At 55.4% G+C, this 24,939-nt stretch carries 15 protein-coding genes and 3 rRNA genes; 14 read left to right on the plus strand and 4 right to left on the minus strand.

Translation table 11 applies throughout. The annotated features are described in order from the left end of the window. Positions 1-209: 209 nt before the first annotated feature. The 7 genes from RS584_RS01355 to aceK all read left to right on the plus strand — a co-directional run bounded on the left by RS584_RS01355 (position 210) and on the right by aceK (position 11,323). Positions 210-1,751 (plus strand): 16S ribosomal RNA (locus tag RS584_RS01355). Positions 1,752-1,949: 198 nt separating this feature from the next. After that, positions 1,950-4,855, plus strand: a 23S ribosomal RNA gene (locus tag RS584_RS01360). A gap of 193 nt (positions 4,856-5,048) precedes the next feature. Next, positions 5,049-5,164, plus strand: a 5S ribosomal RNA gene (gene rrf, locus RS584_RS01365). The 16S, 23S and 5S rRNA genes sit together here, the layout of an rRNA operon. A 218-nt stretch (positions 5,165-5,382) precedes the next feature. Next, the gene (metA, locus tag RS584_RS01370; RefSeq protein WP_017382604.1) at positions 5,383-6,312 is read left to right on the plus strand and encodes a homoserine O-succinyltransferase MetA; all 930 of its coding nucleotides are present in this window, start codon (positions 5,383-5,385) and stop codon (positions 6,310-6,312) included. A 270-nt stretch (positions 6,313-6,582) separates the two neighbouring features. Then, entirely contained in the window at positions 6,583-8,184 is a 1,602-nt protein-coding gene (aceB, locus tag RS584_RS01375) for a malate synthase A (protein WP_032646862.1), read from the plus strand. Positions 8,185-8,215: 31 nt separating this feature from the next. Next, complete coding sequence (gene aceA, locus RS584_RS01380) at positions 8,216-9,520, plus strand: isocitrate lyase (protein WP_315748816.1); 1,305 nt, start codon at positions 8,216-8,218, stop codon at positions 9,518-9,520. 51 nt (positions 9,521-9,571) lie between these two features. After that, positions 9,572-11,323, plus strand: a complete 1,752-nt coding sequence (gene aceK / locus RS584_RS01385; RefSeq protein ID WP_315748817.1) for a bifunctional isocitrate dehydrogenase kinase/phosphatase — start codon at positions 9,572-9,574, stop codon at positions 11,321-11,323. Positions 11,324-11,346: 23 nt separating this feature from the next. Here the strand turns inward: aceK and iclR are convergent, their stop codons facing one another. Next, positions 11,347-12,174, minus strand: a complete 828-nt coding sequence (gene iclR / locus RS584_RS01390) for a glyoxylate bypass operon transcriptional repressor IclR (RefSeq protein ID WP_125915538.1) — start codon at positions 12,172-12,174, stop codon at positions 11,347-11,349. A gap of 193 nt (positions 12,175-12,367) precedes the next feature. Between iclR and metH the strand changes: the two genes are divergently transcribed. The 5 genes from metH (at position 12,368) to rluF (ending at position 19,532) form a co-directional block, all read left to right on the plus strand. Next, a complete protein-coding gene (gene metH / locus RS584_RS01395; RefSeq protein ID WP_315748818.1) occupies positions 12,368-16,051 on the plus strand; it encodes a methionine synthase in 3,684 nt (1,227 codons plus the stop codon). 217 nt (positions 16,052-16,268) lie between these two features. Next, the gene (locus RS584_RS01400; protein WP_003860350.1) at positions 16,269-17,900 is read left to right on the plus strand and encodes a Na/Pi cotransporter family protein; all 1,632 of its coding nucleotides are present in this window, start codon (positions 16,269-16,271) and stop codon (positions 17,898-17,900) included. Between the two features lie 95 nt (positions 17,901-17,995). Next, positions 17,996-18,289 carry a type II toxin-antitoxin system CcdA family antitoxin gene (locus RS584_RS01405; RefSeq protein ID WP_017382609.1) on the plus strand — a complete coding sequence of 98 codons (294 nt, stop codon included), beginning with the start codon at positions 17,996-17,998 and terminating at the stop codon, positions 18,287-18,289. Continuing rightward, on the plus strand, positions 18,289-18,606 hold the full coding sequence (locus tag RS584_RS01410) for a CcdB family protein (protein ID WP_017382610.1): 318 nt from the start codon (positions 18,289-18,291) through the stop codon (positions 18,604-18,606). Before RS584_RS01405 ends, RS584_RS01410 begins: the two co-directional genes overlap by 1 nt. A gap of 53 nt (positions 18,607-18,659) precedes the next feature. After that, positions 18,660-19,532 carry a 23S rRNA pseudouridine(2604) synthase RluF gene (gene rluF / locus RS584_RS01415; protein WP_022646725.1) on the plus strand — a complete coding sequence of 291 codons (873 nt, stop codon included), beginning with the start codon at positions 18,660-18,662 and terminating at the stop codon, positions 19,530-19,532. Here rluF and RS584_RS01420 read toward each other — a convergent pair whose 3' ends face one another. The 3 genes from RS584_RS01420 to lysC all read right to left on the minus strand — a co-directional run bounded on the left by RS584_RS01420 (position 19,533) and on the right by lysC (position 22,243). Further along, the gene (locus tag RS584_RS01420; RefSeq protein WP_017382612.1) at positions 19,533-19,805 is read right to left on the minus strand and encodes a DUF3811 domain-containing protein; all 273 of its coding nucleotides are present in this window, start codon (positions 19,803-19,805) and stop codon (positions 19,533-19,535) included. 50 nt (positions 19,806-19,855) lie between these two features. After that, the gene (gene panS / locus RS584_RS01425) at positions 19,856-20,800 is read right to left on the minus strand and encodes a ketopantoate/pantoate/pantothenate transporter PanS (protein WP_315748819.1); all 945 of its coding nucleotides are present in this window, start codon (positions 20,798-20,800) and stop codon (positions 19,856-19,858) included. 93 nt (positions 20,801-20,893) lie between these two features. Beyond that, on the minus strand, positions 20,894-22,243 hold the full coding sequence (gene lysC / locus RS584_RS01430; RefSeq protein WP_045344657.1) for a lysine-sensitive aspartokinase 3: 1,350 nt from the start codon (positions 22,241-22,243) through the stop codon (positions 20,894-20,896). Between the two features lie 374 nt (positions 22,244-22,617). On the opposite strand from lysC, the gene pgi reads away from it, so the two are divergent. Both pgi and yjbE read left to right on the plus strand, forming a co-directional pair. Then, on the plus strand, positions 22,618-24,267 hold the full coding sequence (gene pgi, locus RS584_RS01435; RefSeq protein WP_315748820.1) for a glucose-6-phosphate isomerase: 1,650 nt from the start codon (positions 22,618-22,620) through the stop codon (positions 24,265-24,267). Positions 24,268-24,633: 366 nt separating this feature from the next. Beyond that, positions 24,634-24,876, plus strand: a complete 243-nt coding sequence (gene yjbE / locus RS584_RS01440; protein ID WP_003860341.1) for an exopolysaccharide production protein YjbE — start codon at positions 24,634-24,636, stop codon at positions 24,874-24,876. Positions 24,877-24,939 lie beyond the last annotated feature (63 nt).

Raw genomic sequence — 24,939 nt, forward strand, 5'->3', positions numbered from 1 at the left:
CTCTGAAAGAGGAAAGCGTAATATACGCCACCTCGCAACGGTGAGCGAAAGCCGCGTTGCACTGCTCTTTAACAATTTATCAGACAATCTGTGTGGGCACTCAAAGTGACATGGATTCTTAATGTCCTCGGACACTAAATGAATACCAAGTCTCAACGAGTGAACACGTAATTCATTACGAAGTTTAATTCATTGAGCATCAAACTTTTAAATTGAAGAGTTTGATCATGGCTCAGATTGAACGCTGGCGGCAGGCCTAACACATGCAAGTCGAACGGTAACAGGAAGCAGCTTGCTGCTTCGCTGACGAGTGGCGGACGGGTGAGTAATGTCTGGGAAACTGCCTGATGGAGGGGGATAACTACTGGAAACGGTAGCTAATACCGCATAACGTCGCAAGACCAAAGAGGGGGACCTTCGGGCCTCTTGCCATCGGATGTGCCCAGATGGGATTAGCTAGTAGGTGGGGTAACGGCTCACCTAGGCGACGATCCCTAGCTGGTCTGAGAGGATGACCAGCCACACTGGAACTGAGACACGGTCCAGACTCCTACGGGAGGCAGCAGTGGGGAATATTGCACAATGGGCGCAAGCCTGATGCAGCCATGCCGCGTGTATGAAGAAGGCCTTCGGGTTGTAAAGTACTTTCAGCGGGGAGGAAGGCGATAAGGTTAATAACCTTGTCGATTGACGTTACCCGCAGAAGAAGCACCGGCTAACTCCGTGCCAGCAGCCGCGGTAATACGGAGGGTGCAAGCGTTAATCGGAATTACTGGGCGTAAAGCGCACGCAGGCGGTCTGTCAAGTCGGATGTGAAATCCCCGGGCTCAACCTGGGAACTGCATTCGAAACTGGCAGGCTAGAGTCTTGTAGAGGGGGGTAGAATTCCAGGTGTAGCGGTGAAATGCGTAGAGATCTGGAGGAATACCGGTGGCGAAGGCGGCCCCCTGGACAAAGACTGACGCTCAGGTGCGAAAGCGTGGGGAGCAAACAGGATTAGATACCCTGGTAGTCCACGCCGTAAACGATGTCGACTTGGAGGTTGTGCCCTTGAGGCGTGGCTTCCGGAGCTAACGCGTTAAGTCGACCGCCTGGGGAGTACGGCCGCAAGGTTAAAACTCAAATGAATTGACGGGGGCCCGCACAAGCGGTGGAGCATGTGGTTTAATTCGATGCAACGCGAAGAACCTTACCTACTCTTGACATCCAGAGAACTTAGCAGAGATGCTTTGGTGCCTTCGGGAACTCTGAGACAGGTGCTGCATGGCTGTCGTCAGCTCGTGTTGTGAAATGTTGGGTTAAGTCCCGCAACGAGCGCAACCCTTATCCTTTGTTGCCAGCGGTTAGGCCGGGAACTCAAAGGAGACTGCCAGTGATAAACTGGAGGAAGGTGGGGATGACGTCAAGTCATCATGGCCCTTACGAGTAGGGCTACACACGTGCTACAATGGCGCATACAAAGAGAAGCGACCTCGCGAGAGCAAGCGGACCTCATAAAGTGCGTCGTAGTCCGGATTGGAGTCTGCAACTCGACTCCATGAAGTCGGAATCGCTAGTAATCGTGGATCAGAATGCCACGGTGAATACGTTCCCGGGCCTTGTACACACCGCCCGTCACACCATGGGAGTGGGTTGCAAAAGAAGTAGGTAGCTTAACCTTCGGGAGGGCGCTTACCACTTTGTGATTCATGACTGGGGTGAAGTCGTAACAAGGTAACCGTAGGGGAACCTGCGGTTGGATCACCTCCTTACCTTAAAGAACCTGCCTTTGTAGTGTCCACACAGATTGTCTGATGAATGATGAACTTCTGAATGTACTTTTGAGTGCATTAAGAAGTTTTGCTCTTTAAAAATCTGGATCAAGCTGAAAATTGAAACGACACACAGCTCATGTGTGTTCGAGTCTCTCAAATTTTCGCAATCAGAAGTGAAACATCTTCGGGTTGTGAGGTTAAGCGACTAAGCGTACACGGTGGATGCCCTGGCAGTCAGAGGCGATGAAGGACGTGCTAATCTGCGAAAAGCGCCGGCGAGGTGATATGAACCCTTGACCCGGCGATGTCCGAATGGGGAAACCCAGTGCAATCCGTTGCACTATCGTTAACTGAATACATAGGTTAACGAGGCGAACCGGGGGAACTGAAACATCTAAGTACCCCGAGGAAAAGAAATCAACCGAGATTCCCCCAGTAGCGGCGAGCGAACGGGGAGCAGCCCGGAGTCTGAATCAGCTTGTGTGTTAGTGGAACGGTCTGGAAAGTCCGACGGTACAGGGTGATAGTCCCGTACACGAAAGCACACTTGCTGTGAACTCGAAGAGTAGGGCGGGACACGTGGTATCCTGTCTGAATATGGGGGGACCATCCTCCAAGGCTAAATACTCCTGACTGACCGATAGTGAACCAGTACCGTGAGGGAAAGGCGAAAAGAACCCCGGCGAGGGGAGTGAAAAAGAACCTGAAACCGTGTACGTACAAGCAGTGGGAGCCTCTTTATGGGGTGACTGCGTACCTTTTGTATAATGGGTCAGCGACTTATATTCTGTAGCAAGGTTAACCGTATAGGGGAGCCGAAGGGAAACCGAGTCTTAACTGGGCGTTAAGTTGCAGGGTATAGACCCGAAACCCGGTGATCTAGCCATGGGCAGGTTGAAGGTTGGGTAACACTAACTGGAGGACCGAACCGACTAATGTTGAAAAATTAGCGGATGACCTGTGGCTGGGGGTGAAAGGCCAATCAAACCGGGAGATAGCTGGTTCTCCCCGAAAGCTATTTAGGTAGCGCCTCGTGAACTCATCTTCGGGGGTAGAGCACTGTTTCGGCTAGGGGGCCATCCCGGCTTACCAACCCGATGCAAACTACGAATACCGAAGAATGTTATCACGGGAGACACACGGCGGGTGCTAACGTCCGTCGTGAAGAGGGAAACAACCCAGACCGCCAGCTAAGGTCCCAAAGTCATGGTTAAGTGGGAAACGATGTGGGAAGGCACAGACAGCCAGGATGTTGGCTTAGAAGCAGCCATCATTTAAAGAAAGCGTAATAGCTCACTGGTCGAGTCGGCCTGCGCGGAAGATGTAACGGGGCTAAACCATGCACCGAAGCTGCGGCAGCGACGCTTATGCGTTGTTGGGTAGGGGAGCGTTCTGTAAGCCGTTGAAGGTGTGCTGTGAGGCATGCTGGAGGTATCAGAAGTGCGAATGCTGACATAAGTAACGATAAAGCGGGTGAAAAGCCCGCTCGCCGGAAGACCAAGGGTTCCTGTCCAACGTTAATCGGGGCAGGGTGAGTCGACCCCTAAGGCGAGGCCGAAAGGCGTAGTCGATGGGAAACAGGTTAATATTCCTGTACTTGGTGTTACTGCGAAGGGGGGACGGAGAAGGCTATGTCAGCCGGGCGACGGTTGTCCCGGTTTAAGCATGTAGGCGGAGGTTCCAGGTAAATCCGGTTCCTTGTTAACGCTGAGGTGTGATGACGAGGCACTACGGTGCTGAAGTGATAAATGCCCTGCTTCCAGGAAAAGCCTCTAAGCATCAGGTAACACGAAATCGTACCCCAAACCGACACAGGTGGTCAGGTAGAGAATACCAAGGCGCTTGAGAGAACTCGGGTGAAGGAACTAGGCAAAATGGTGCCGTAACTTCGGGAGAAGGCACGCTGATATGTAGGTGAAGCCCCTGCGGGCGGAGCTGAAATCAGTCGAAGATACCAGCTGGCTGCAACTGTTTATTAAAAACACAGCACTGTGCAAACACGAAAGTGGACGTATACGGTGTGACGCCTGCCCGGTGCCGGAAGGTTAATTGATGGGGTTAGCGGCAACGCGAAGCTCTTGATCGAAGCCCCGGTAAACGGCGGCCGTAACTATAACGGTCCTAAGGTAGCGAAATTCCTTGTCGGGTAAGTTCCGACCTGCACGAATGGCGTAATGATGGCCAGGCTGTCTCCACCCGAGACTCAGTGAAATTGAACTCGCTGTGAAGATGCAGTGTACCCGCGGCAAGACGGAAAGACCCCGTGAACCTTTACTATAGCTTGACACTGAACACTGGTCCTTGATGTGTAGGATAGGTGGGAGGCTTTGAAGCGTGGACGCCAGTCTGCGTGGAGCCAACCTTGAAATACCACCCTTTAATGGCTGGTGTTCTAACGTGGACCCGTAATCCGGGTTGCGGACAGTGTCTGGTGGGTAGTTTGACTGGGGCGGTCTCCTCCCAAAGAGTAACGGAGGAGCACGAAGGTTGGCTAATCCTGGTCGGACATCAGGAGGTTAGTGCAATGGCATAAGCCAGCTTGACTGCGAGCGTGACGGCGCGAGCAGGTGCGAAAGCAGGTCATAGTGATCCGGTGGTTCTGAATGGAAGGGCCATCGCTCAACGGATAAAAGGTACTCCGGGGATAACAGGCTGATACCGCCCAAGAGTTCATATCGACGGCGGTGTTTGGCACCTCGATGTCGGCTCATCACATCCTGGGGCTGAAGTAGGTCCCAAGGGTATGGCTGTTCGCCATTTAAAGTGGTACGCGAGCTGGGTTTAGAACGTCGTGAGACAGTTCGGTCCCTATCTGCCGTGGGCGCTGGAGAATTGAGGGGGGCTGCTCCTAGTACGAGAGGACCGGAGTGGACGCATCACTGGTGTTCGGGTTGTCATGCCAATGGCACTGCCCGGTAGCTAAATGCGGAAGAGATAAGTGCTGAAAGCATCTAAGCACGAAACTTGCCCCGAGATGAGTTCTCCCTGAGACTTTAAGTCTCCTGAAGGAACGTTAAAGACTATGACGTTGATAGGTCGGGTGTGTAAGCGCAGCGATGCGTTGAGCTAACCGATACTAATGAACCGTGAGGCTTAACCTTACAACGCCGAAGGTGTTTTGGCGAAAGAGACAGACACGATTTTCAGCTTAGATTCAGAGTCCGAAGGATTTTGCGCTGAGACAAGGCGGCAAACGAAGGAAAGGAAGGAGCATACTGAGGTATGTGACTGACTTTACGAAAGCAGCCAACGCAGTATCAGTGCGAAAGACACAGGACAGAGCACAAGAATTTGCCTGGCGGCTTTAGCGCGGTGGTCCCACCTGACCCCATGCCGAACTCAGAAGTGAAACGCCGTAGCGCCGATGGTAGTGTGGGGTCTCCCCATGTGAGAGTAGGGAACTGCCAGGCATCAATTAAGAAGAACCCCGTACCGTAAGGTGCGGGGTTTTTTGCTTTGTACGTTCTGAAAAGTCGGGTGGTGGCCCAGCCTTACCCGCCCTACATGCTTTCCCTCCTTGAAACTTTCTCACCCTTCGCTTGCAGACTCGACATTAACCCCGTTTCTGGGTATCGTTAGCTATCTGGATGTCTAAACGTTTATACGTATGCTGTGAGGATTTAAGGTTATGCCGATTCGGGTGCAGGACGAGCTACCAGCCGTCAATTTCTTGCGTGAAGAGAATGTCTTCGTAATGACAACTTCGCGTGCTTCTGGTCAGGAAATTCGCCCGCTGAAGGTGCTGATCCTTAATCTGATGCCAAAGAAGATCGAAACGGAGAACCAGTTCCTGCGTTTGCTCTCCAACTCTCCGCTTCAGGTTGATATCCAGCTGCTGCGCATTGACGCGCGTGAGTCACGCAACACGCCTGCTGAGCATCTGAATAACTTCTACTGTAATTTTGAAGATATTCGCGATGAGAATTTCGATGGACTGATCGTCACCGGCGCACCGCTGGGTCTGGTGGAATTTAATGACGTTGCCTACTGGCCACAGATCAGGCAGGTGCTGGAGTGGGCAAAAGATCACGTCACGTCCACCTTGTTTGTCTGTTGGGCGGTACAGGCCGCGCTGAATATCCTCTATGGCATTCCCAAGCAAACCCGCAGCGACAAACTTTCTGGCGTATACGAACACCACATTCTTCACCCGCATGCGCTGCTGACGCGTGGTTTCGATGACACTTTCCTGGCCCCGCATTCTCGCTACGCCGATTTTCCGGCACAGCTGATCCGCGATTACACCGACCTGGAAATCCTGGCCGAAACGGAAGACGGCGATGCCTACCTGTTCGCCAGTAAAGACAAACGCATCGCGTTCGTTACCGGCCATCCTGAGTACGATCCGCATACCCTCGCCTCAGAGTATTTTCGTGACGTTGAAGCGGGTCTGAATCCGGATGTCCCGTACAACTATTTCCCGAAAAATGATCCGCAAAACACGCCTCGGGCAACCTGGCGTAGCCACGGAAATTTGCTGTTTACCAACTGGCTCAACTATTACGTCTACCAGATTACGCCGTACGATCTGCGCCACATGAATCCGACGCTGGAGTAATCGTCTGCATTAAACGATCCTAAAGCGTTTCAGCTATTCAGATCAGGCACCTTCGGGTGCCTTTTTTATTTCCGAAATCCAACTCAACATCGAAGAAAACTTTAATTCCATATTAATCATGCAGTTGTGATTATATATAAATTAAAATGGAAATTGTTTTTGATTTTGGAAAAATTATAGATAGTCTTAATTCTGCTGAGCGAAAACTACACAACGATCTTTCGCTCGCGTCGGGGGCGTGATTTTGGATCTTTGATGAGGAGCAGAACGATGACTCAACAGGCAACAACGGTCGATGAACTGACCTTTACCCAGCCGAATGGTGAACAAGAACAGCAAGTTTTGACGGCAGAAGCGGTAGAGTTTCTGACTGAACTGGTGACTCGCTTTACGCCACAGCGTAATAAACTGCTGGCGGCGCGCATTCATCAACAGCAGGAGATCGATAACGGCAAGTTGCCAGGGTTTATTTCGGAAACCGCTTCCATTCGTCATGGTGAATGGAAAATTCGCGGAATCCCTGAAGATTTACAGGATCGTCGCGTAGAGATCACCGGTCCGGTAGAGCGCAAAATGGTGATCAACGCCATGAATGCCAACGTCAAAGTATTTATGGCGGACTTCGAAGATTCCCTCGCGCCGGACTGGCAGAAAGTTATCGACGGGCAGATCAACCTGCGCGACGCCGTCAACGGCACCATCAGCTATACCAACGAAGCCGGTAAAATTTACCAGCTCAAACCGAATCCGGCGGTGCTGATCTGCCGCGTACGCGGTCTGCATTTGCCAGAAAAACACGTCACCTGGCGCGGAGAAGCGATTCCGGGCAGCCTGTTCGACTTTGCGCTGTACTTCTTTCACAACTATAAAAACCTGCTGGCGAAAGGCAGCGGCCCCTATTTCTATCTGCCGAAAACCCAGTCCTGGCAGGAAGCGGCGTGGTGGAGTGAAGTCTTCAGCTACGCAGAAGACCGCTTTGGCCTGCCGCGCGGCACCATTAAGGCCACGCTGCTGATTGAAACCCTGCCTGCCGTATTCCAGATGCATGAGATCCTCCATGCGCTGCGTGACCATATTGTGGGCCTGAACTGCGGCCGTTGGGATTACATCTTCAGCTACATCAAAACCCTGAAAAACCATACCGACCGGGTATTGCCGGATCGTCAGGTTGTCACCATGGATAAACCGTTCCTCAGCGCCTACTCGCGCCTGCTGATTAAGACCTGCCACAAACGCGGCGCCTTTGCGATGGGCGGTATGGCGGCGTTTATCCCGAGCAAAGACGCAGAGCGTAACAATCAGGTGCTCAACAAGGTGAAAGCCGATAAAGAGCTGGAAGCCCGTAATGGCCACGACGGGACGTGGATTGCCCATCCTGGTCTGGCCGATACGGCGATGGAAGTCTTTAACCGCGTACTCGGCGACAACAAAAACCAGCTGTTTGTCACCCGTGAAGACGATGCGCCAATCGCAGAAGAACAGTTGCTGGCGCCGTGTGCGGGCGAACGCACGGAAGAGGGGATGCGCGCCAACATTCGCGTCGCCGTGCAGTACATCGAGGCATGGATCTCAGGCAACGGCTGCGTGCCTATCTACGGCCTGATGGAAGATGCCGCCACGGCGGAAATTTCACGTACCTCCATCTGGCAGTGGATCCATCATCAAAAAACGCTCAGCAACGGCAAACCGGTAACCAAAGCCCTGTTCCGTCAGATGCTGGCCGAAGAGATGCGGGTCATCCAGGACGAACTGGGCGAGCACCGCTTCAGCAGTGGGCGTTTTGACGATGCCGCACGTCTGATGGAGCAAATCACCACATCAGATGACTTAATCGACTTCCTGACCCTGCCGGGCTACCGCTTCCTGGCGTAATTCACCACATAACAATATGGAGCATCTGCACATGAAAACCCGTACCCAACAGATCGAAGAGTTACAAAAAGAGTGGACCCAACCGCGCTGGGAAGGCATTCGCCGTCCGTACAGCGCAGAGGAAGTGGTGAAGTTACGTGGCTCGGTTAACCCGGAATGTACGCTGGCGCAGAACGGCGCGGCGAAAATGTGGGATCTGCTGCATGGGGGAGCTAAAAAAGGCTATATCAACAGCCTCGGCGCGCTGACTGGCGGTCAGGCATTGCAGCAGGCGAAGGCCGGCATTGAAGCTATCTATCTTTCCGGCTGGCAGGTCGCGGCGGATGCTAACCTGGCCGCCAGCATGTATCCGGATCAATCTCTTTATCCGGCGAACTCGGTGCCGTCAGTGGTGGATCGGATCAACAATACCTTCCGCCGTGCGGATCAGATCCAGTGGGCTGCGGGTATCGAACCTCACGATCCGCGCTTTATCGACTATTTCCTGCCGATCGTCGCCGATGCGGAAGCCGGTTTCGGCGGCGTGCTGAACGCCTTTGAGCTGATGAAATCCATGATTGAGGCCGGTGCAGCGGCCGTTCACTTTGAAGATCAGCTGGCGTCGGTCAAGAAGTGCGGGCATATGGGCGGGAAAGTGCTGGTGCCAACCCAGGAAGCGATCCAGAAGCTGGTTGCCGCGCGTCTGGCTGCTGACGTGCTCGGCGTGCCGACGCTGGTGATTGCCCGTACCGATGCAGACGCGGCTGACCTGATCACCTCTGACTGCGACCCGTACGACAGCGAATTCATTACCGGCGAACGTACCAGCGAAGGGTTCTATCGCACGCATGCCGGTATTGAACAGGCGATCAGCCGCGGCCTGGCGTATGCCCCTTACGCCGACCTGGTCTGGTGTGAAACCTCCACGCCGGATCTGGCGCTGGCGAAGCGCTTTGCCGATGCGATTCATGCGAAGTATCCGGGCAAGCTGCTGGCCTATAACTGTTCGCCGTCCTTCAACTGGCAAAAGAATCTGGACGATACCACCATCGCCAGCTTCCAGCAGCAGCTGTCCGACATGGGCTACAAATATCAGTTCATCACCCTGGCGGGTATCCACAGCATGTGGTTTAACATGTTCGACCTGGCGCATGCCTACGCGCAGGGCGAAGGCATGAAGCACTATGTTGAGAAGGTGCAGCAGCCAGAATTTGCGGCGGGCAAAGAGGGATATACCTTCGTTTCGCACCAGCAGGAAGTGGGAACCGGCTACTTCGATAATGTGACCACGATTATTCAGGGCGGGACCTCCTCCGTCACGGCATTAACGGGCTCAACGGAAGAAGCACAGTTCTAATCTTTTCCCCCTCTCCCCCCTCGGGGAGAGGGTTGGGGTGAGGGGGAATATATGTCGCGTGGTCTGGAATTACTGATTGCCCAAACTATTTTGCAGGGCTTCGATGCCCAGTATGGCCGCTTTCTGGAAGTCACCTCCGGCGCGCAACAGCGTTTCGAGCACGCCGACTGGCATGCGGTTCAGCAGGCCATGAAGCAGCGTATCCATCTTTATGATCACCACGTAGGTCTGGTGGTGGAACAACTGCGCTGTATTACCGACGGTAAAAGCCCGGATGCGGAATTTTTACTGCGCGTGAAAGAGCATTACACCCATCTGTTACCCGACTACCCGCGCTTCGAGATTGCGGAGAGCTTTTTTAACTCCGTCTATTGCCGGTTATTTGACCACCGCTCATTATCTTCTGAGCGGTTATTTATCTTCAGCTCCCAGCCGGAGCGCCGCTTCCGTACCATTCCGCGTCCGCTGGCGAAAGATTTCTTTCCCGATCGCGGCTGGGAAAAGCTCCTGCACCGCGTCTTAACGGATTTGCCGCTGCGCCTGCCGTGGGAGAATAAACCCCGGGATATCGGCTATATCCACGCGTATCTCAGTGAAACCTTCGGCGAGGAGGTGCTCAGCCGCAGCCATTTGCAGGTTGCCAACGAGCTTTTCTACCGGAATAAGGCCGCCTGGCTGGTGGGCAAACTGGTTACGCCGACAGCCATCGTGCCGTTTCTGCTGCCCATTCACCGTACCGACGACGGCGAACTGTTTGTCGATACCTGCCTGACTACCAGCGCTGAGGCCAGTATCGTATTTGGCTTCGCCCGCTCCTATTTCATGGTCTATGCCCCACTGCCTGCCGCCCTGGTGGAGTGGCTGCGCGAGATCCTGCCGGGCAAAACCACCGCCGAGCTGTACATGGCGATTGGCTGTCAGAAGCATGCCAAAACGGAAAGTTATCGGGAATACCTGCGTTATGTCATCACGGCTGATGAGCAGTTTATCGAAGCGCCGGGTATACGCGGCATGGTGATGCTGGTTTTCACACTGCCCGGCTTTGACCGCGTGTTTAAGGTGATTAAGGATAAATTCGCCCCGCAGAAAGAGATGACCGCCGCTCACGTCCGCGCCTGCTATCAGCTGGTTAAAGAGCACGATCGCGTCGGGCGGATGGCGGATACGCAGGAGTTTGAAAACTTTGTGCTGGATAAGCAGCAGATCGATCCGGCGCTGATGTCGCTGCTAATGCAGGAAGCGCCGACGAAAATTACCGATCTTGGCGATAAGATTGCGATTAGCCATCTCTATATCGAACGCCGGATGGTGCCGCTAAATATCTGGCTGGAGCAATCCGAAGGCCAGGCTTTACGAGACGCCATTGAAGAGTACGGCAATGCGATTCGCCAGCTTGCCGCCGCCAATATTTTCCCCGGCGACATGCTGTTTAAAAACTTCGGCGTCACCCGTCACGGGCGGGTGGTGTTCTACGATTACGATGAAATTTGCTACATGACCGAGGTGAACTTCCGCGATATCCCGCCGCCGCGCTACCCGGAAGATGAACTGTCCAGCGAGCCGTGGTACAGCGTATCGCCGGGCGATGTGTTTCCGGAGGAGTTTCGCCACTGGCTGTGTGCCGACCCGCGCATCGGGCCGCTATTCGAAGAGATGCATGCCGATCTGTTCCGCGCCAGCTACTGGCGCGGGCTGCAAACGCGGATCAAAAATGGGCACGTGGAAGATGTCTATGCTTACCGCCGCAAGCAGCGGTTTTGCATCCGCTTTTCTCCCTCTCCCTGTGGGAGAGGGCCGGGGTGAGGGCATCAGGCGGCAATGCACGTTTAACGAATCCCACCATACGCCAGCGTCACCTCTTTCGCAGCCTTAATCACCAGCGCGCCCAGCTCGGTGACGCGGTCGTCGGTCATGCGTGAAATCGGCCCGGAGATGGAGATGGCGGCAAACGGCTCGCGGTGCTCGTCAAAAATACAGGATGCCAGGCAGCGCAGGCCCAGCGCATGCTCCTCATCATCAAACGAATAGCCGCGCTTGCGGGTCAGGGCTAGATCTTCTTTCAGATGCACGGGCGACACCAGCGTGGCGTGAGTATAGGCGTGCAGCCCTTTACGGTGCAGCAGCCCCGTTACCTGCTCTTCGCTCAGCTGCGAGAGAAACGCTTTCCCTGCGCCAGAGGCGTGCATCGGCAACTTGCCGCCAATCGGTGCGGACATGCGCATCAGCTGCGTACACTGCACCTGGTCGATGATAATCGCCTGGTGATCGCTCTGATCCAGCACGGCCAGGTTTACCGTCTCGCCGGACTCCTCCATCAGCTTGCGCAGAATCGGGTGGACAATTGCCAGCAGGTTGCGGCTTTGCAGGAAGCTGCTGCCAACAATAAACGCATGCGCCCCCACCGCCCAGTGTCCCAGCTCGCCCACCTGACGCACGAAGCCCAGCTGCTGCATGGTGGTAAGCAGGCGGTGCGTGGTGGAGTTCGGCAGGCCAGCCTGCTGGGCCAGCTCGGTCAGGGCCACGCTGCCGTGCGATTCGGCTATCCATTCCAGCAGCTTCAAACCGCGCGTCAGGGACTGAACCTGTCCGCCGGGTTGTGCGGCGGTGGTGGCAGCAGGTTTTCTGCCGCGTTTGGCGGGAACGGTTGCGACCATGACGATCTCCTTTTTCTGTATCGTGGAAATCATTTTCGTTTTATTTGGTAGTTTTGCAACCGCTTTCCTGACTGATCGGAGGAGTGATAGTGAACATGTCTCATGTTACCGCTGTGTGACTTTTCGACCCTGCGAGATTATGCCAGTATGGAACGCAGCCTTTTGGCCTTGTTGAGCGTTGTCGGGAGCAAGTGTGAGCAGCAAAGTAGAGCAACTGCGTGCGCAGTTAAATGAACGAATTCTGGTGCTGGACGGCGGCATGGGCACCATGATCCAGGGCTATCGTCTGAGTGAAGACGATTTCCGCGGCGAGCGCTTTGCCGACTGGCCCTGCGACCTGAAAGGGAACAATGACCTGCTGGTGTTAAGCAAACCATCTGTCATCAGAGATATCCACAACGCCTACTTCGAGGCGGGGGCGGATATTGTTGAAACTAACACCTTCAACTCGACAACCATCGCCATGGCGGATTATCAGATGGAATCCCTGTCGGCGGAGATCAACTTTGAAGCGGCGAAGCTGGCGCGCGCCTGCGCCGACGAATGGACGGCCCGTACGCCGGACAAGCCGCGCTACGTAGCCGGGGTGCTGGGCCCAACCAACCGCACCGCGTCGATTTCACCGGACGTGAACGATCCAGCCTTCCGCAATATTACCTTTGACCAGCTGGTGGCCGCGTATCGTGAGTCCACTAAAGCGCTGGTGGAAGGCGGTTCCGACCTGATCCTGATTGAAACCGTATTCGACACCCTCAACGCCAAAGCCGCGATCTACGCGGTGAAAGAGGAGTTCGAGGCGCTGGGCGTCGACCTGCCAATCATGATTTCCGGCACCATCACGGATGCTTCAGGCCGCACCCTGTCCGGCCAGACAACCGAAGCGTTTTATAACTCCCTGCGCCACGCCGAAGCGCTCTCCTTTGGCCTGAACTGCGCGCTGGGGCCGGACGAGCTGCGCCAGTACGTGCAGGAGCTTTCCCGCATCGCGGAATGCTACGTCACCGCCCACCCGAACGCCGGTCTGCCGAACGCGTTCGGTGAGTACGATCTGGATGCCGACACCATGGCGGCGCAAATCCGCGAGTGGGCCGAATCTGGCTTCCTCAACATCGTCGGCGGCTGCTGCGGCACCACGCCGGAGCATATCGCCGCCATGAGCCGCGCCGTCGCCGGGCTTCCACCGCGCAAGCTACCCGAGCTTCCGGTAGCCTGTCGTCTGTCCGGCCTGGAGCCGTTGACCATCGGCGACGACAGCCTGTTTGTGAACGTGGGTGAACGTACTAACGTTACCGGTTCTGCGAAGTTCAAGCGCCTGATTAAAGAAGAGAAGTACAGCGAAGCGCTGGACGTTGCTCGCCAGCAGGTGGAAAGCGGCGCGCAGATCATCGATATCAACATGGACGAGGGGATGCTCGATGCCGAAGCGGCAATGGTGCGTTTCCTCAACCTGATTGCCGGTGAGCCGGATATCGCCCGCGTGCCGATCATGATTGACTCTTCCAAATGGGAAGTTATCGAAAAAGGGCTGAAGTGCATTCAGGGCAAAGGCATCGTTAACTCCATCTCAATGAAAGAGGGCGTCGATACCTTTATCCACCACGCGAAGATGGTCCGCCGCTACGGCGCTGCCGTGGTGGTAATGGCCTTCGATGAAGTGGGCCAGGCCGATACTCGCGAGCGCAAGATTGAGATTTGCCGCCGCGCGTACAAAATTTTGACCGAAGAGGTGGGCTTCCCGCCGGAAGACATCATCTTCGACCCGAACATCTTCGCCGTCGCGACCGGCATCGAAGAGCACAACAACTACGCCCAGGACTTTATCGGCGCGTGTGAAGACATTAAACGCGAGCTACCGCATGCGCTGATCTCCGGCGGCGTGTCAAACGTGTCGTTCTCGTTCCGCGGCAACGACCCGGTGCGTGAGGCGATCCACGCCGTATTCCTCTACTACGCCATCCGCAACGGGATGGACATGGGGATCGTCAACGCCGGCCAGCTGGCAATTTACGACGATCTGCCAGCCGAGCTGCGCGACGCCGTAGAAGACGTGATCCTCAATCGTCGTGACGACGCCACCGAACGCATGCTGGATCTGGCGGAAAAATACCGCGGCAGTAAATCTGACGAATCAGCCAACGTTCAACAGGCCGAATGGCGCTCCTGGGATGTGAATAAGCGTCTGGAATACTCGCTGGTAAAAGGCATTACCGAGTTTATCGAGCAGGATACCGAGGAAGCGCGTCAGCAGGCCGCCCGTCCGATTGAAGTGATCGAAGGGCCGCTGATGGACGGTATGAACGTGGTCGGCGATCTGTTCGGCGAGGGCAAAATGTTCCTGCCGCAGGTGGTGAAATCCGCCCGCGTCATGAAGCAGGCGGTGGCGTATCTGGAACCCTTTATCGAAGCCAGCAAAGAGAAGGGCTCCAGTAACGGTAAAATGGTCATCGCCACCGTGAAGGGCGACGTACACGACATCGGCAAAAACATCGTTGGCGTGGTGTTGCAGTGTAATAACTACGAAATTATCGATCTTGGCGTGATGGTCCCGGCGGATAAAATCCTCAGGACCGCGCGCGAAGTGAATGCGGATCTGATTGGTCTTTCCGGGCTGATTACGCCTTCGCTTGACGAAATGGTCAACGTGGCAAAAGAGATGGAGCGCCAGGGCTTTACCATTCCGCTGCTGATTGGCGGGGCAACCACCTCGAAAGCCCACACGGCGGTGAAAATCGAGCAGAACTACAGTGGGCCGACGGTGTATGTCCAAAACGCCTCGCGCACCGTGGGCGTGGTCTCCGCGCTGCTGTCCGACACCCAGCGCGATGACTTTGTCGCCCGCACCCGCAAAGAGTATGAAACCGTCCGCATTCAGCATGGACGTAAGAAACCGCGCACGCCGCCGGTTTCGCTTCAGGCGGCGCGCGATAACGATCTGGCGTTCGACTGGTCCAGCTATACGCCGCCGGTCGCACACCGTCTGGGCGTGCAGGACGTGACGGCCAGCATCGAAACGCTGCGTAACTACATCGACTGGACGCCGTTCTTCATGACCTGGTCGCTGGCGGGCAAATATCCGCGCATTCTTGAAGATGAGGTGGTGGGCGAAGAGGCGAAGCGCCTGTTTAAAGATGCTAACGACATGCTCGACAGGCTGAGCGCAGAGAAAGCCCTCAACCCACGCGGCGTGGTGGGGCTGTTCCCGGCGAACCGCGTGGGCGACGACGTGGAAATCTACCGCGATGAAACCCGCACCCACGTGCTGGCCGTGAGCCACCACCTGCGCCAGCAAACCGAGAAAGTGGGCTTTGCCAACTACTGCCTGGCGGATTTCGTCGCACCGAAACTCTCCGGTAAAGCCGACTATATCGGCGCCTTTGCCGTAACCGGTGGTCTGGAAGAAGACGCGCTGGCGGATGCGTACGACGCGCAGCACGATGATTACAACAAAATAATGGTGAAAGCGATCGCCGACCGTCTGGCGGAAGCCTTCGCTGAATATCTGCATGAACGCGTACGTAAGGTGCACTGGGGCTACGCGGCGAATGAGAATCTCAGCAACGAGGAGCTGATCCGCGAAAACTACCAGGGCATTCGTCCGGCGCCGGGGTATCCGGCCTGCCCGGAACACACCGAGAAGGGCACTATCTGGAAGTTGCTGGACGTCGAAGCGCATACCGGCATGAAGCTCACCGAGTCGTTCGCCATGTGGCCGGGCGCGTCCGTTTCTGGCTGGTACTTCAGCCATCCGGACAGCAAGTACTTCGCCGTGGCACAGCTTCAGCGCGATCAGATTGAGGATTACGCCTTGCGCAAAGGCATGAGCGTGTCAGAGGTGGAACGCTGGCTGGCGCCGAATTTAGGCTACGACGCAGACTAACGTCACTTTTCCTTACAACAAACAGGGCACCGCTATGGTGCCTTGTCTCTTTCTTACGTTTAAACCCTTATACTGGAAGAAGGTTCTTACCATATTGCCCGGTGGCGCTGTGCTGACCGGGCCTACGCGTAGGCCGGATACGGCGTCGCCGTCATCCGGCAAGACAACGCGCATTAAGCCTCAGGAAAACAGATAACGATAAGGAGGAAAACCTACTGTGTTGACGTTGTTACACCTGCTCTCCGCAGTCGCACTGCTGGTATGGGGCACCCATATCGTTCGTACCGGCGTGATGCGCGTGTTTGGCGCACGTTTACGTACCGTTCTCAGCGGCAGCGTTGAGAAGAAGCCGCTCGCCTTCTGTGCGGGTATTGGCGTCACGGCGCTGGTGCAAAGCAGCAACGCCACCACCATGCTCGTCACCTCGTTCGTGGCGCAGGATCTGGTGGCGCTCGCCCCGGCGCTGGTGATTGTCCTTGGCGCCGACGTCGGTACCGCGCTGATGGCGCGTATCCTGACGTTCGATCTCTCCTGGCTGTCGCCACTGCTGATTTTTATCGGCGTCATTTTTTTCCTCGGCCGTAAGCAAAGCCGTGCCGGGCAGCTTGGCCGCGTCGGTATTGGCCTCGGGCTGATCCTGCTGGCACTGGAGCTGATTGTGCAGGCTGTCACGCCGATCACTCAGGCCAACGGTGTACAGGTCATCTTCGCCTCGTTAACCGGCGATATTATGCTGGATGCGCTGATCGGCGCGGTATTCGCCATCGTCAGCTACTCCAGCCTGGCAGCGGTCCTCCTGACGGCGACCTTAACCGCCGCAGGGGTAATTTCCTTCCCGGTGGCGCTGTGCCTGGTGATCGGTGCCAACCTCGGCTCTGGCCTGCTGGCGATGCTCAACAACAGCGCCGCCAACGCTGCCGCCCGCCGCGTGGCGCTGGGGAGTTTGCTCTTCAAGCTGGTGGGTAGCCTGATCATTCTGCCGTTTGTGCACCCGCTGGCGAACCTGATGGACAATCTCTCTTTGCCGAAAGCGGAGCTGGTGATCTACTTCCACGTCTTCTACAACCTGGTGCGCTGTCTGGCGATGGTGCCGTTTGCCGCACCGATGGCCCGCTTCTGCGAGCGGCTTATTCGTGATGAACCGGAGCTGGACGCGCGCCTTAAACCGAAGCATCTGGACACCTCGGTGCTGGATACTCCTGCGCTGGCAATCGCCAATGCCGCCCGCGAAACGCTGCGCATGGGCGACGCGATGGAAACCATGCTGGAAGGGCTGCAAAAGGTGATGCACGGCGAGCCGCGCGAAGAGAAAGAGCTGCGCAGGCTGGCGGACGACATCAATGTGCTATACACCGCCATCAAGCTTTATCTGGCGCGGATCCCCCAGGACGAGCTGGCGGAAGAGGAGTCGCGCCGCTGGGCGGAAATCATCGAGATGTCGCTTAACCTGGAGCAGGCTTCGGATATTGTCGAGCGTATGGGCAGTGAAATCGCAGACAAATCCCTGGCCGCACGTCGGGCGTTTTCTGTGGAAGGGCTGAAAGAACTGGAAGCGCTGCACGAACAGCTGGTCAGCAACCTTAAGCTGGCGATGTCGGTCTTCTTCTCCAGCGACGTGCCGAGCGCGCGCCGCCTGCGCCGCAACAAGCATCGTTTCCGCATCCTTAATCGCCGCTACTCGCACGCCCACGTTGAGCGTCTGCACCAGCAGAACGTGCAGAGTATCGAGACCAGCTCACTCCACCTGGGACTGCTGGGCGATATGAAGCGCCTGAACTCGTTGTTCTGTGCGGTGGCGTACAGCGTGATGGAGCAGCCGGATGAAGACGACGAGCGGGATGAGTATTAATCTCTGAAAGCGCCTCGCAAAACCCTTTTGTGAGGCGTGACACCTTCTAAAGAGCAATTCATTCTTAAGGCCTTACATTTTTAAGGGAATAGAAAATGCTCGTTTATTACGCTACACTTCGCCAATTCATGCGCATTCCAATGGGGGTTATCATGCGCACTACTAATGGCATTAAAAAATCAGTCAATGTTTCGTTAGCACCAGAAATTCTTGAAGAAGCGCGACGTCTTAAGCTCAATCTCTCTGCTGTACTCACGGCCGCTCTACAGGAGCAGTTTCGTGCGCATCAGCGCGCAGAGTGGTTAGCAGAAAATAAAGCGTCTATAGAGGCCATTAACCAGTGGGTTGATGAAAACGGCTCCTTTAGTGACTTTCAGAGGTCATTCTGATGGAGCAATATTTTGCTTATGCGAATGAAGGTAATGGGAAAAAAGCATATCCATGGCTTATTAATATGCAGCACCCTGTTGCTAATGTGATGAAACATGTACTGGTTGCTCCCGCCGTTGAATTAAGCCAGTTGGGCGGCATTCGTCCGCCTGCGAAAGTGTGCCCTGTCGTTGAAATCGCGGGTAAGTCCTGCGTTGTCATGATGCATATGCTGTCAGGCATCTCTTCAAAAGAGTTAGGTGAACGCGTTGCCGATCTTACTAACAGCAGTGCTTCATTGCGGGATGCACTCGATTTTCTGATCAGCGGTTACTAGGACTTTTTTGTCAGGCGCAAGGTAAGGTATATTTCGCCTTCACAGGAGAAACTATGCTGCCAACTCAATCAACCCGATTAAACAAATACATTAGCGAGAGCGGGATCTGCTCACGTCGCGAGGCTGACCGTTACATTGAACAAGGTAACGTGTTTCTTAACGGCAAACGCGCCACCATCGGCGACCAGGTGGTGCCTGGCGATGTGGTTAAAGTGAATGGTCAGGTCATCGAACCGCGTGATGCTGAAGACCTGGTGTTTATCGCGTTGAATAAACCGGTTGGGATTGTCAGCACCACGGAAGACGGTGAACGGGACAACATCGTTGATTTCGTGAACCACAGCAGCCGTATCTTCCCGATTGGCCGTCTGGATAAAGACTCTCAGGGGCTGATTTTCCTTACCAACCACGGTGACCTGGTCAACAAAATTCTGCGTGCTGGTAACGACCACGAGAAAGAGTACATTGTCACGGTGAACAAGCCGGTGACGGACGAATTTATTCGTGGCATGGGCGCGGGCGTGCCGATCCTCGGTACCGTCACGAAAAAGTGTAAGGTCAAGAAAGAAGCACCGTTCGCGTTCCGCATTACGCTGGTGCAGGGCTTAAACCGCCAGATCCGCCGCATGTGCGAGTACTTCGGTTATGAAGTGACGAAGCTGGAACGCACGCGCATCATGAACGTCAGCCTGTCCGGGATCCCGCTGGGCGAGTGGCGTGACTTAACGGATGACGAGCTGATCGAGCTGTTCAAACTTATCGAGAACTCCTCGTCCGAAGCGAAGCCGAAAGCTAAAGCCAAACCGAAAACGCAGGCGATTAAGCGTCCGGTGGTGAAGGCACCGCAGGCGGAAGAGAAAGGGCGGGGCAAGCCGGGCAACGGAAAACGCTTTACCCAGCCGGGGCGCAAAAAGAAAGGGCGCTGATTAGCGCCTTCCACGGGTTGATGTGCTGGCGGACCAGGAAAAAGTCGCCTCTGCATCGGGTTTATACGCCTGCTCTTTTTTCAGCTTGCGGGCTTTTTTCGCCGCGGCATCACGTTGCGCCATCAGTTTATCGATGTACTCTTTTTTAACCTGATTGGTTTCGGCGTTCGTCAGCGTGCGGCCATGCGCGATGCGGGCGCGGTCGAGAAGCGTTTTCAGTTCGCGCTGCTCGGCTTCGGTCATGTCTTTCTGGGTCAAACGTGGTGTAGCCATTGCTGAAGCCTCCTGATGGGGAGGCTTCAGTGTAAAGCAAGCCGGGTCAATTAACCCTGTTTCACCGCATCTTTTTTTGGTTGGTCATCAATCGGCTTACCGGACCAGTATCCAGCTAACAGCGAACCGGACAGGTTGTGCCAGACAGAGAACAGCGCCCCCGGCAGCGCTGCCAGCGGTGAGAAGTAAATTTTACCCAGCGCCGCTGCCAGGCCGGAGTTCTGCATCCCCACTTCGATCGCCAGCGTGCGGCAGGTGGATTCGTCAAAGCCAAACAGCTTTCCGCCCCAGTAACCGCCCAGCAGACCAATAGTGTTATGCAGCACAACCGCGACGATCACCACAAAGCCCACCGAAGCAATGTGCGATGCGGAACCGGCTACCACGGCGCTGATAATGGCCAGTATGCAGACCATCGAAAACGCGGGCAGATACGGCTCAACCGCTTTCACTACCTGCGGGAAGAGATGGTGGATCACCAGCCCCAGCGCAATCGGGATCACCACGATTTGCAGGATGCTGAGCAGCATGCCCATCACGTCCACCTGGATATGCGCGTCCACATACAGGCGGGTTAACAGCGGCGTGGCAATCACGCCCACCAGCGTGGAAACGGACGAGATGGTGACGGAGAGCGCCACGTCGCCTTTCGCCAGATAGATCATGACGTTAGATGCCGTACCGCTGGCGACGCTCCCCACCAGCACCATCCCGGCGGAAAGGTCGGGCGGCATCTTAAAGGCCATCGCCAGCAGCCAGGCCGCGAGCGGCATCACCAGGTAGTGCAGGAAAATCCCTGCCGCAACCGGTGCCGGGCGAGACAGCACGCGTTTGAAATCGTCAATTTTCAGATGCACGCCCATGCCGAACATAATCAGCATCAGCAGCGTGGTGACCCACGGACCAATGCCCGTGAACGTGGCAGGAGTGTAATACGCGAGTACAGAGAGCAGCAGCGCCCATAACGGGAACAGCCGGGTGATAGCGGAGAGCATAGTGAATTCCTTGCAGTATTGTCGTGTTGTTTTGTTATAAAAAAGCCGGGTCTGCGCCCGGCTTATCGATATTGTTTAACGTGCTAACGAATTTTATTCAAACAAATTCTGATGAAGTTTCTGCACGACCTGCTCGGCCTGATCGGCAGGGACCAGGAAGCAGAGGTTGTAGCTGGACGCGCCGTAGCAAATCATGCGGATATTGAACGGGTCGAGCACGCCGAACACCTCTTTGCCCACGCCGCACGCGCGCGACAGCTTATTACCGATGATGGCAACCAGCGCCAGATCTTCTTCCACCTCCACGCGGCACAACTCGGAAAGCTCAATCAGCAGCGACTGCGTCAGCAGGGTGTCGCCGGTAGAGGTGGAGCCGGTGGTGTCGAGCGTCAGCGCGATGCTGACTTCTGACGTGGTGATCAGGTCCACGGAGATATTGTGGCGCGCCAGGATGCCAAACACTTCCGCCAGAAATCCACGGGAGTGCAGCATATTATGGCTGTGCAGGGTAACCAGCGTCTGCTTACGACGCAGGGCCAGCGCGCGGAACAGCGGCGGGTTCTCGGTTTTCTTGCAGACCAGCGTCCCGCCCGCCTTTGGATCTTTACTGGAGCCAACGAAGACCGGAATGTCGCTGCGCACGGCGGGCAGCAGCGTGGCCGGGTGCAGCACTTTCGCGCCGAAAGTCGCCATTTCAGCCGCTTCTTCAAAGGCGATCACGTCAATACGTTTTGCCGCAGAGACCACGCGCGGGTCGGTGGTGTAGATACCCGGCACGTCCGTCCAGATATCCACGCGGGTGGCGTGCAGGGCTTCACCCAGAAGGGCGGCGGTGTAGTCGCTGCCGCCACGGCCCAGCGTGGTTGTGCGCCCTTTGGCTTCGCTGCCGATAAAGCCCTGGGTGATCACTATGCCTTCATCCAGGCGCGGGGCAAGCTGCTGGTTGGTCAGCTCTGCCAGGACTTCCACGTCCGGCTCGGCGCGGCCAAAGCGGTCGCTGGTGCGCATCACTTTACGCACGTCGAACCACTGCGCCTGAATATTGCGCTCGCGCATGATCTCAACGAACAGCAGGGTGGACATCAGTTCGCCGTGGCTGACCAGTTCATCGGTCAGTGCGCTGGAGGTGGCCAGCGACGCGGCTTCAGCCAGGGTGGTGATATTTTCCAGCAGGCGTTCCACTTCCTCACGAATGACGTTCGGGTTTTGCAGACGCTCGAGAATGTCGAACTGAATTTTGCGCAGTGCATCCAGCTTCACGAAACGCTCGGTCGCTTCCAGTCCTTCAGACAGGGAAACCAGCAGGTTCGTCACGCCGGCTGAGGCGGAAAGCACCACCAGGCGGGTATTCGGATCGGCCAGCACCACATCGGCGCTGCGGTTCATGGCATCGTAGTCTGCCACACTGGTGCCGCCAAACTTGGCGACCACAAAACTCGTCATAACAACCTCGTGTCAGGGAATGAATAGAGCGACCTTGGCACAAGAATGAAGCGAGAACAGGTGCAGGCGCAAAATACGGCCCTATAAATAAAATGCGGGGGAGGTCCTGTCAATGCTGGGATTATGCGGATTTTTCATGGGGGGGTACCCCTCAGAAACAGGACTTATAACAGGCCCATATTTTATGCTCCTTTTTCCCCCTTTTTGACCAACATTTCGCCACGCCGGAAGGGCGCGACAGCAGCTATACTTTTCGGGTCTTTTCACCTGCGTTTGATGCAGACCAGGGCAATGGCATAAAAACCATCACAATTTTTATTTGCAGGCGCTACAATCGACCGCAGTCACAATTCTCAAATCAGAAGAGTATTGCTATGAAAAACATCAACCCAACGCAGACCGCTGCATGGCAGGCACTACAGAAACATTTTGATGAAATGAAAGACGTCACTATCGCGGATCTGTTCGCGAAAGATGCCGATCGTTTCAGCAAGTTTTCCGCCACCTTCGATGACCTGATGCTGGTGGATTTCTCCAAGAACCGTATCACCGAAGAGACGCTGGCGAAGCTGCAAGATCTGGCGAAAGAGACTGAGCTGGCAGATGCCATCAAATCCATGTTCTCCGGTGAGAAAATCAACCGCACCGAAGACCGTGCCGTGCTGCACGTGGCCCTGCGTAACCGTAGCAATACGCCAATCATCGTTGACGGCAAAGATGTGATGCCGGAAGTGAACGCGGTGCTGGAAAAGATGAAAACCTTCTCTGAAGCGATCATCTCAGGTAGCTGGAAAGGCTACACCGGCAAAGCGATCACCGACGTCGTAAACATCGGTATCGGCGGCTCTGACCTCGGCCCGTTCATGGTGACCGAGGCGCTGCGCCCGTACAAAAACCACCTCAACATGCACTTCGTGTCCAACGTCGATGGGACCCACATCGCTGAAGTGCTGAAAAAGGTGAACCCGGAAACCACGCTGTTCCTGGTGGCGTCAAAAACCTTCACCACCCAGGAAACCATGACCAACGCCCACAGCGCGCGCGACTGGTTCCTGAAAACCGCGGGCGACGAAAAGCACGTGGCGAAACACTTCGCGGCGCTGTCCACCAACGGTAAAGCGGTGGGTGAGTTCGGTATTGATACCGCGAACATGTTTGAGTTCTGGGACTGGGTGGGCGGCCGCTACTCACTGTGGTCTGCGATCGGTCTGTCCATCATCCTGTCCGTGGGCTTCGACAACTTCGTTGAACTGCTCTCCGGCGCGCACGCGATGGACAAACACTTCTCCACCACCGCGCCTGAGAAAAACCTGCCGGTACTGCTGGCGCTGATCGGGATCTGGTACAACAACTTCTTCGGCGCTGAAACCGAAGCGATTCTGCCGTACGACCAGTACATGCACCGCTTTGCGGCCTACTTCCAGCAGGGCAACATGGAATCCAACGGCAAGTACGTTGACCGTAACGGCAACGCGGTGGATTACCAGACTGGTCCAATCATCTGGGGCGAGCCGGGCACCAACGGCCAGCACGCGTTCTACCAGCTGATCCACCAGGGTACCAAAATGGTACCGTGCGATTTCATCGCCCCGGCGATTACGCACAACCCACTGTCCGACCACCATCCGAAGCTGCTGTCTAACTTCTTCGCCCAGACCGAAGCGCTGGCGTTCGGTAAATCCCGCGAGGTGGTTGAGCAGGAATACCGTGACCAGGGTAAAGATCCGGCTACGCTGGAGCACGTTGTGCCGTTTAAAGTGTTCGAAGGCAACCGTCCAACTAACTCCATTCTGCTGCGCGAAATCACGCCGTTCAGCCTGGGTGCGCTGATTGCCCTCTACGAGCACAAAATCTTCACTCAGGGCGCTATTCTGAACATCTTCACCTTTGACCAGTGGGGCGTTGAGCTGGGCAAACAGCTGGCAAACCGCATTCTGCCAGAGCTGGGTGACGATAAAGCGATCGACAGCCACGACAGCTCCACCAATAGTCTGATTAACCGTTATAAAGCCTGGCGTGCGTAATAAATATGTCATGAACAATGCCGGCGATATGCCGGCATTTTTTTATCGGATAATTCCTGATGTCTGTTAGTTATCTCAAATTCTGAAGCTGAGTTTAATCCGAAAAAGACGGTAACCCCGTTAATTGCTGAGGTTTATTTTAAGAAAATACGGAGTGATGCTTTAATGTTATTATATTATAACTTATTGATTTATAATCATTGTATATTTAATTGATCCTTTTATCCTTCCATTCTTAACCATTAGTCTGAAAACCTCATCCCTATTTACCCCCACGGTAAACCCACTGCTTTAGTTGTGTATACTCGAATCCGCCTGAATTTCTTTTCGGGCAAATCTCCATTCATTCATTGAAGGGAAATTGTTATGAAGAAAGTACTGTATGGCATTTTTGCCATATCTGCGCTTGCGGCGACGTCTGTCTATGCAGCTCCGGTCCAGGTCGGGGAAGCAGCAGGGTCGGCAGCGACGTCTGCGTCTGCGGGGAGTTCTACCGCAGCCAGCACCAGCGCCGTAAGTTCAGCCGTAGGTGTCGCGCTGGCGGCAACCGGTGGCGGTGATGGCTCCAATACCGGAACCACGACCACTACGACGACCAGCACCCAGTAATAACGGGTGTTTTAATCATAACCACACTTCGGTGTGGTTATTTCGCCCCTTCGGAGAAGAGTC

The sequence above is a fragment of the Enterobacter sp. DTU_2021_1002640_1_SI_PRY_ASU_LCPMC_013 genome (genome assembly GCF_032389435.1).
GTDB lineage: Bacteria > Pseudomonadota > Gammaproteobacteria > Enterobacterales > Enterobacteriaceae > Enterobacter > Enterobacter hormaechei_C.

What these genes read in the sequence shown, in the direction of transcription:
- aceA (WP_315748816.1), top strand. Translation starts at nt 8,216, where the DNA reads ATGAAAACCCGTACCCAACAGATCGAAGAGTTACAAAAAGAGTGGACC.
- yjbE (WP_003860341.1), top strand. Translation starts at nt 24,634, where the DNA reads ATGAAGAAAGTACTGTATGGCATTTTTGCCATATCTGCGCTTGCGGCG.
- RS584_RS01405 (WP_017382609.1), top strand. Translation starts at nt 17,996, where the DNA reads ATGCTCGTTTATTACGCTACACTTCGCCAATTCATGCGCATTCCAATG.
- panS (WP_315748819.1), bottom strand. Translation starts at nt 20,800, where the DNA reads ATGCTCTCCGCTATCACCCGGCTGTTCCCGTTATGGGCGCTGCTGCTC.
- lysC (WP_045344657.1), bottom strand. Translation starts at nt 22,243, where the DNA reads ATGACGAGTTTTGTGGTCGCCAAGTTTGGCGGCACCAGTGTGGCAGAC.
- aceB (WP_032646862.1), top strand. Translation starts at nt 6,583, where the DNA reads ATGACTCAACAGGCAACAACGGTCGATGAACTGACCTTTACCCAGCCG.
- metA (WP_017382604.1), top strand. Translation starts at nt 5,383, where the DNA reads ATGCCGATTCGGGTGCAGGACGAGCTACCAGCCGTCAATTTCTTGCGT.
- pgi (WP_315748820.1), top strand. Translation starts at nt 22,618, where the DNA reads ATGAAAAACATCAACCCAACGCAGACCGCTGCATGGCAGGCACTACAG.
- rluF (WP_022646725.1), top strand. Translation starts at nt 18,660, where the DNA reads ATGCTGCCAACTCAATCAACCCGATTAAACAAATACATTAGCGAGAGC.
- RS584_RS01420 (WP_017382612.1), bottom strand. Translation starts at nt 19,805, where the DNA reads ATGGCTACACCACGTTTGACCCAGAAAGACATGACCGAAGCCGAGCAG.
- iclR (WP_125915538.1), bottom strand. Translation starts at nt 12,174, where the DNA reads ATGGTCGCAACCGTTCCCGCCAAACGCGGCAGAAAACCTGCTGCCACC.
- RS584_RS01410 (WP_017382610.1), top strand. Translation starts at nt 18,289, where the DNA reads ATGGAGCAATATTTTGCTTATGCGAATGAAGGTAATGGGAAAAAAGCA.
- aceK (WP_315748817.1), top strand. Translation starts at nt 9,572, where the DNA reads ATGTCGCGTGGTCTGGAATTACTGATTGCCCAAACTATTTTGCAGGGC.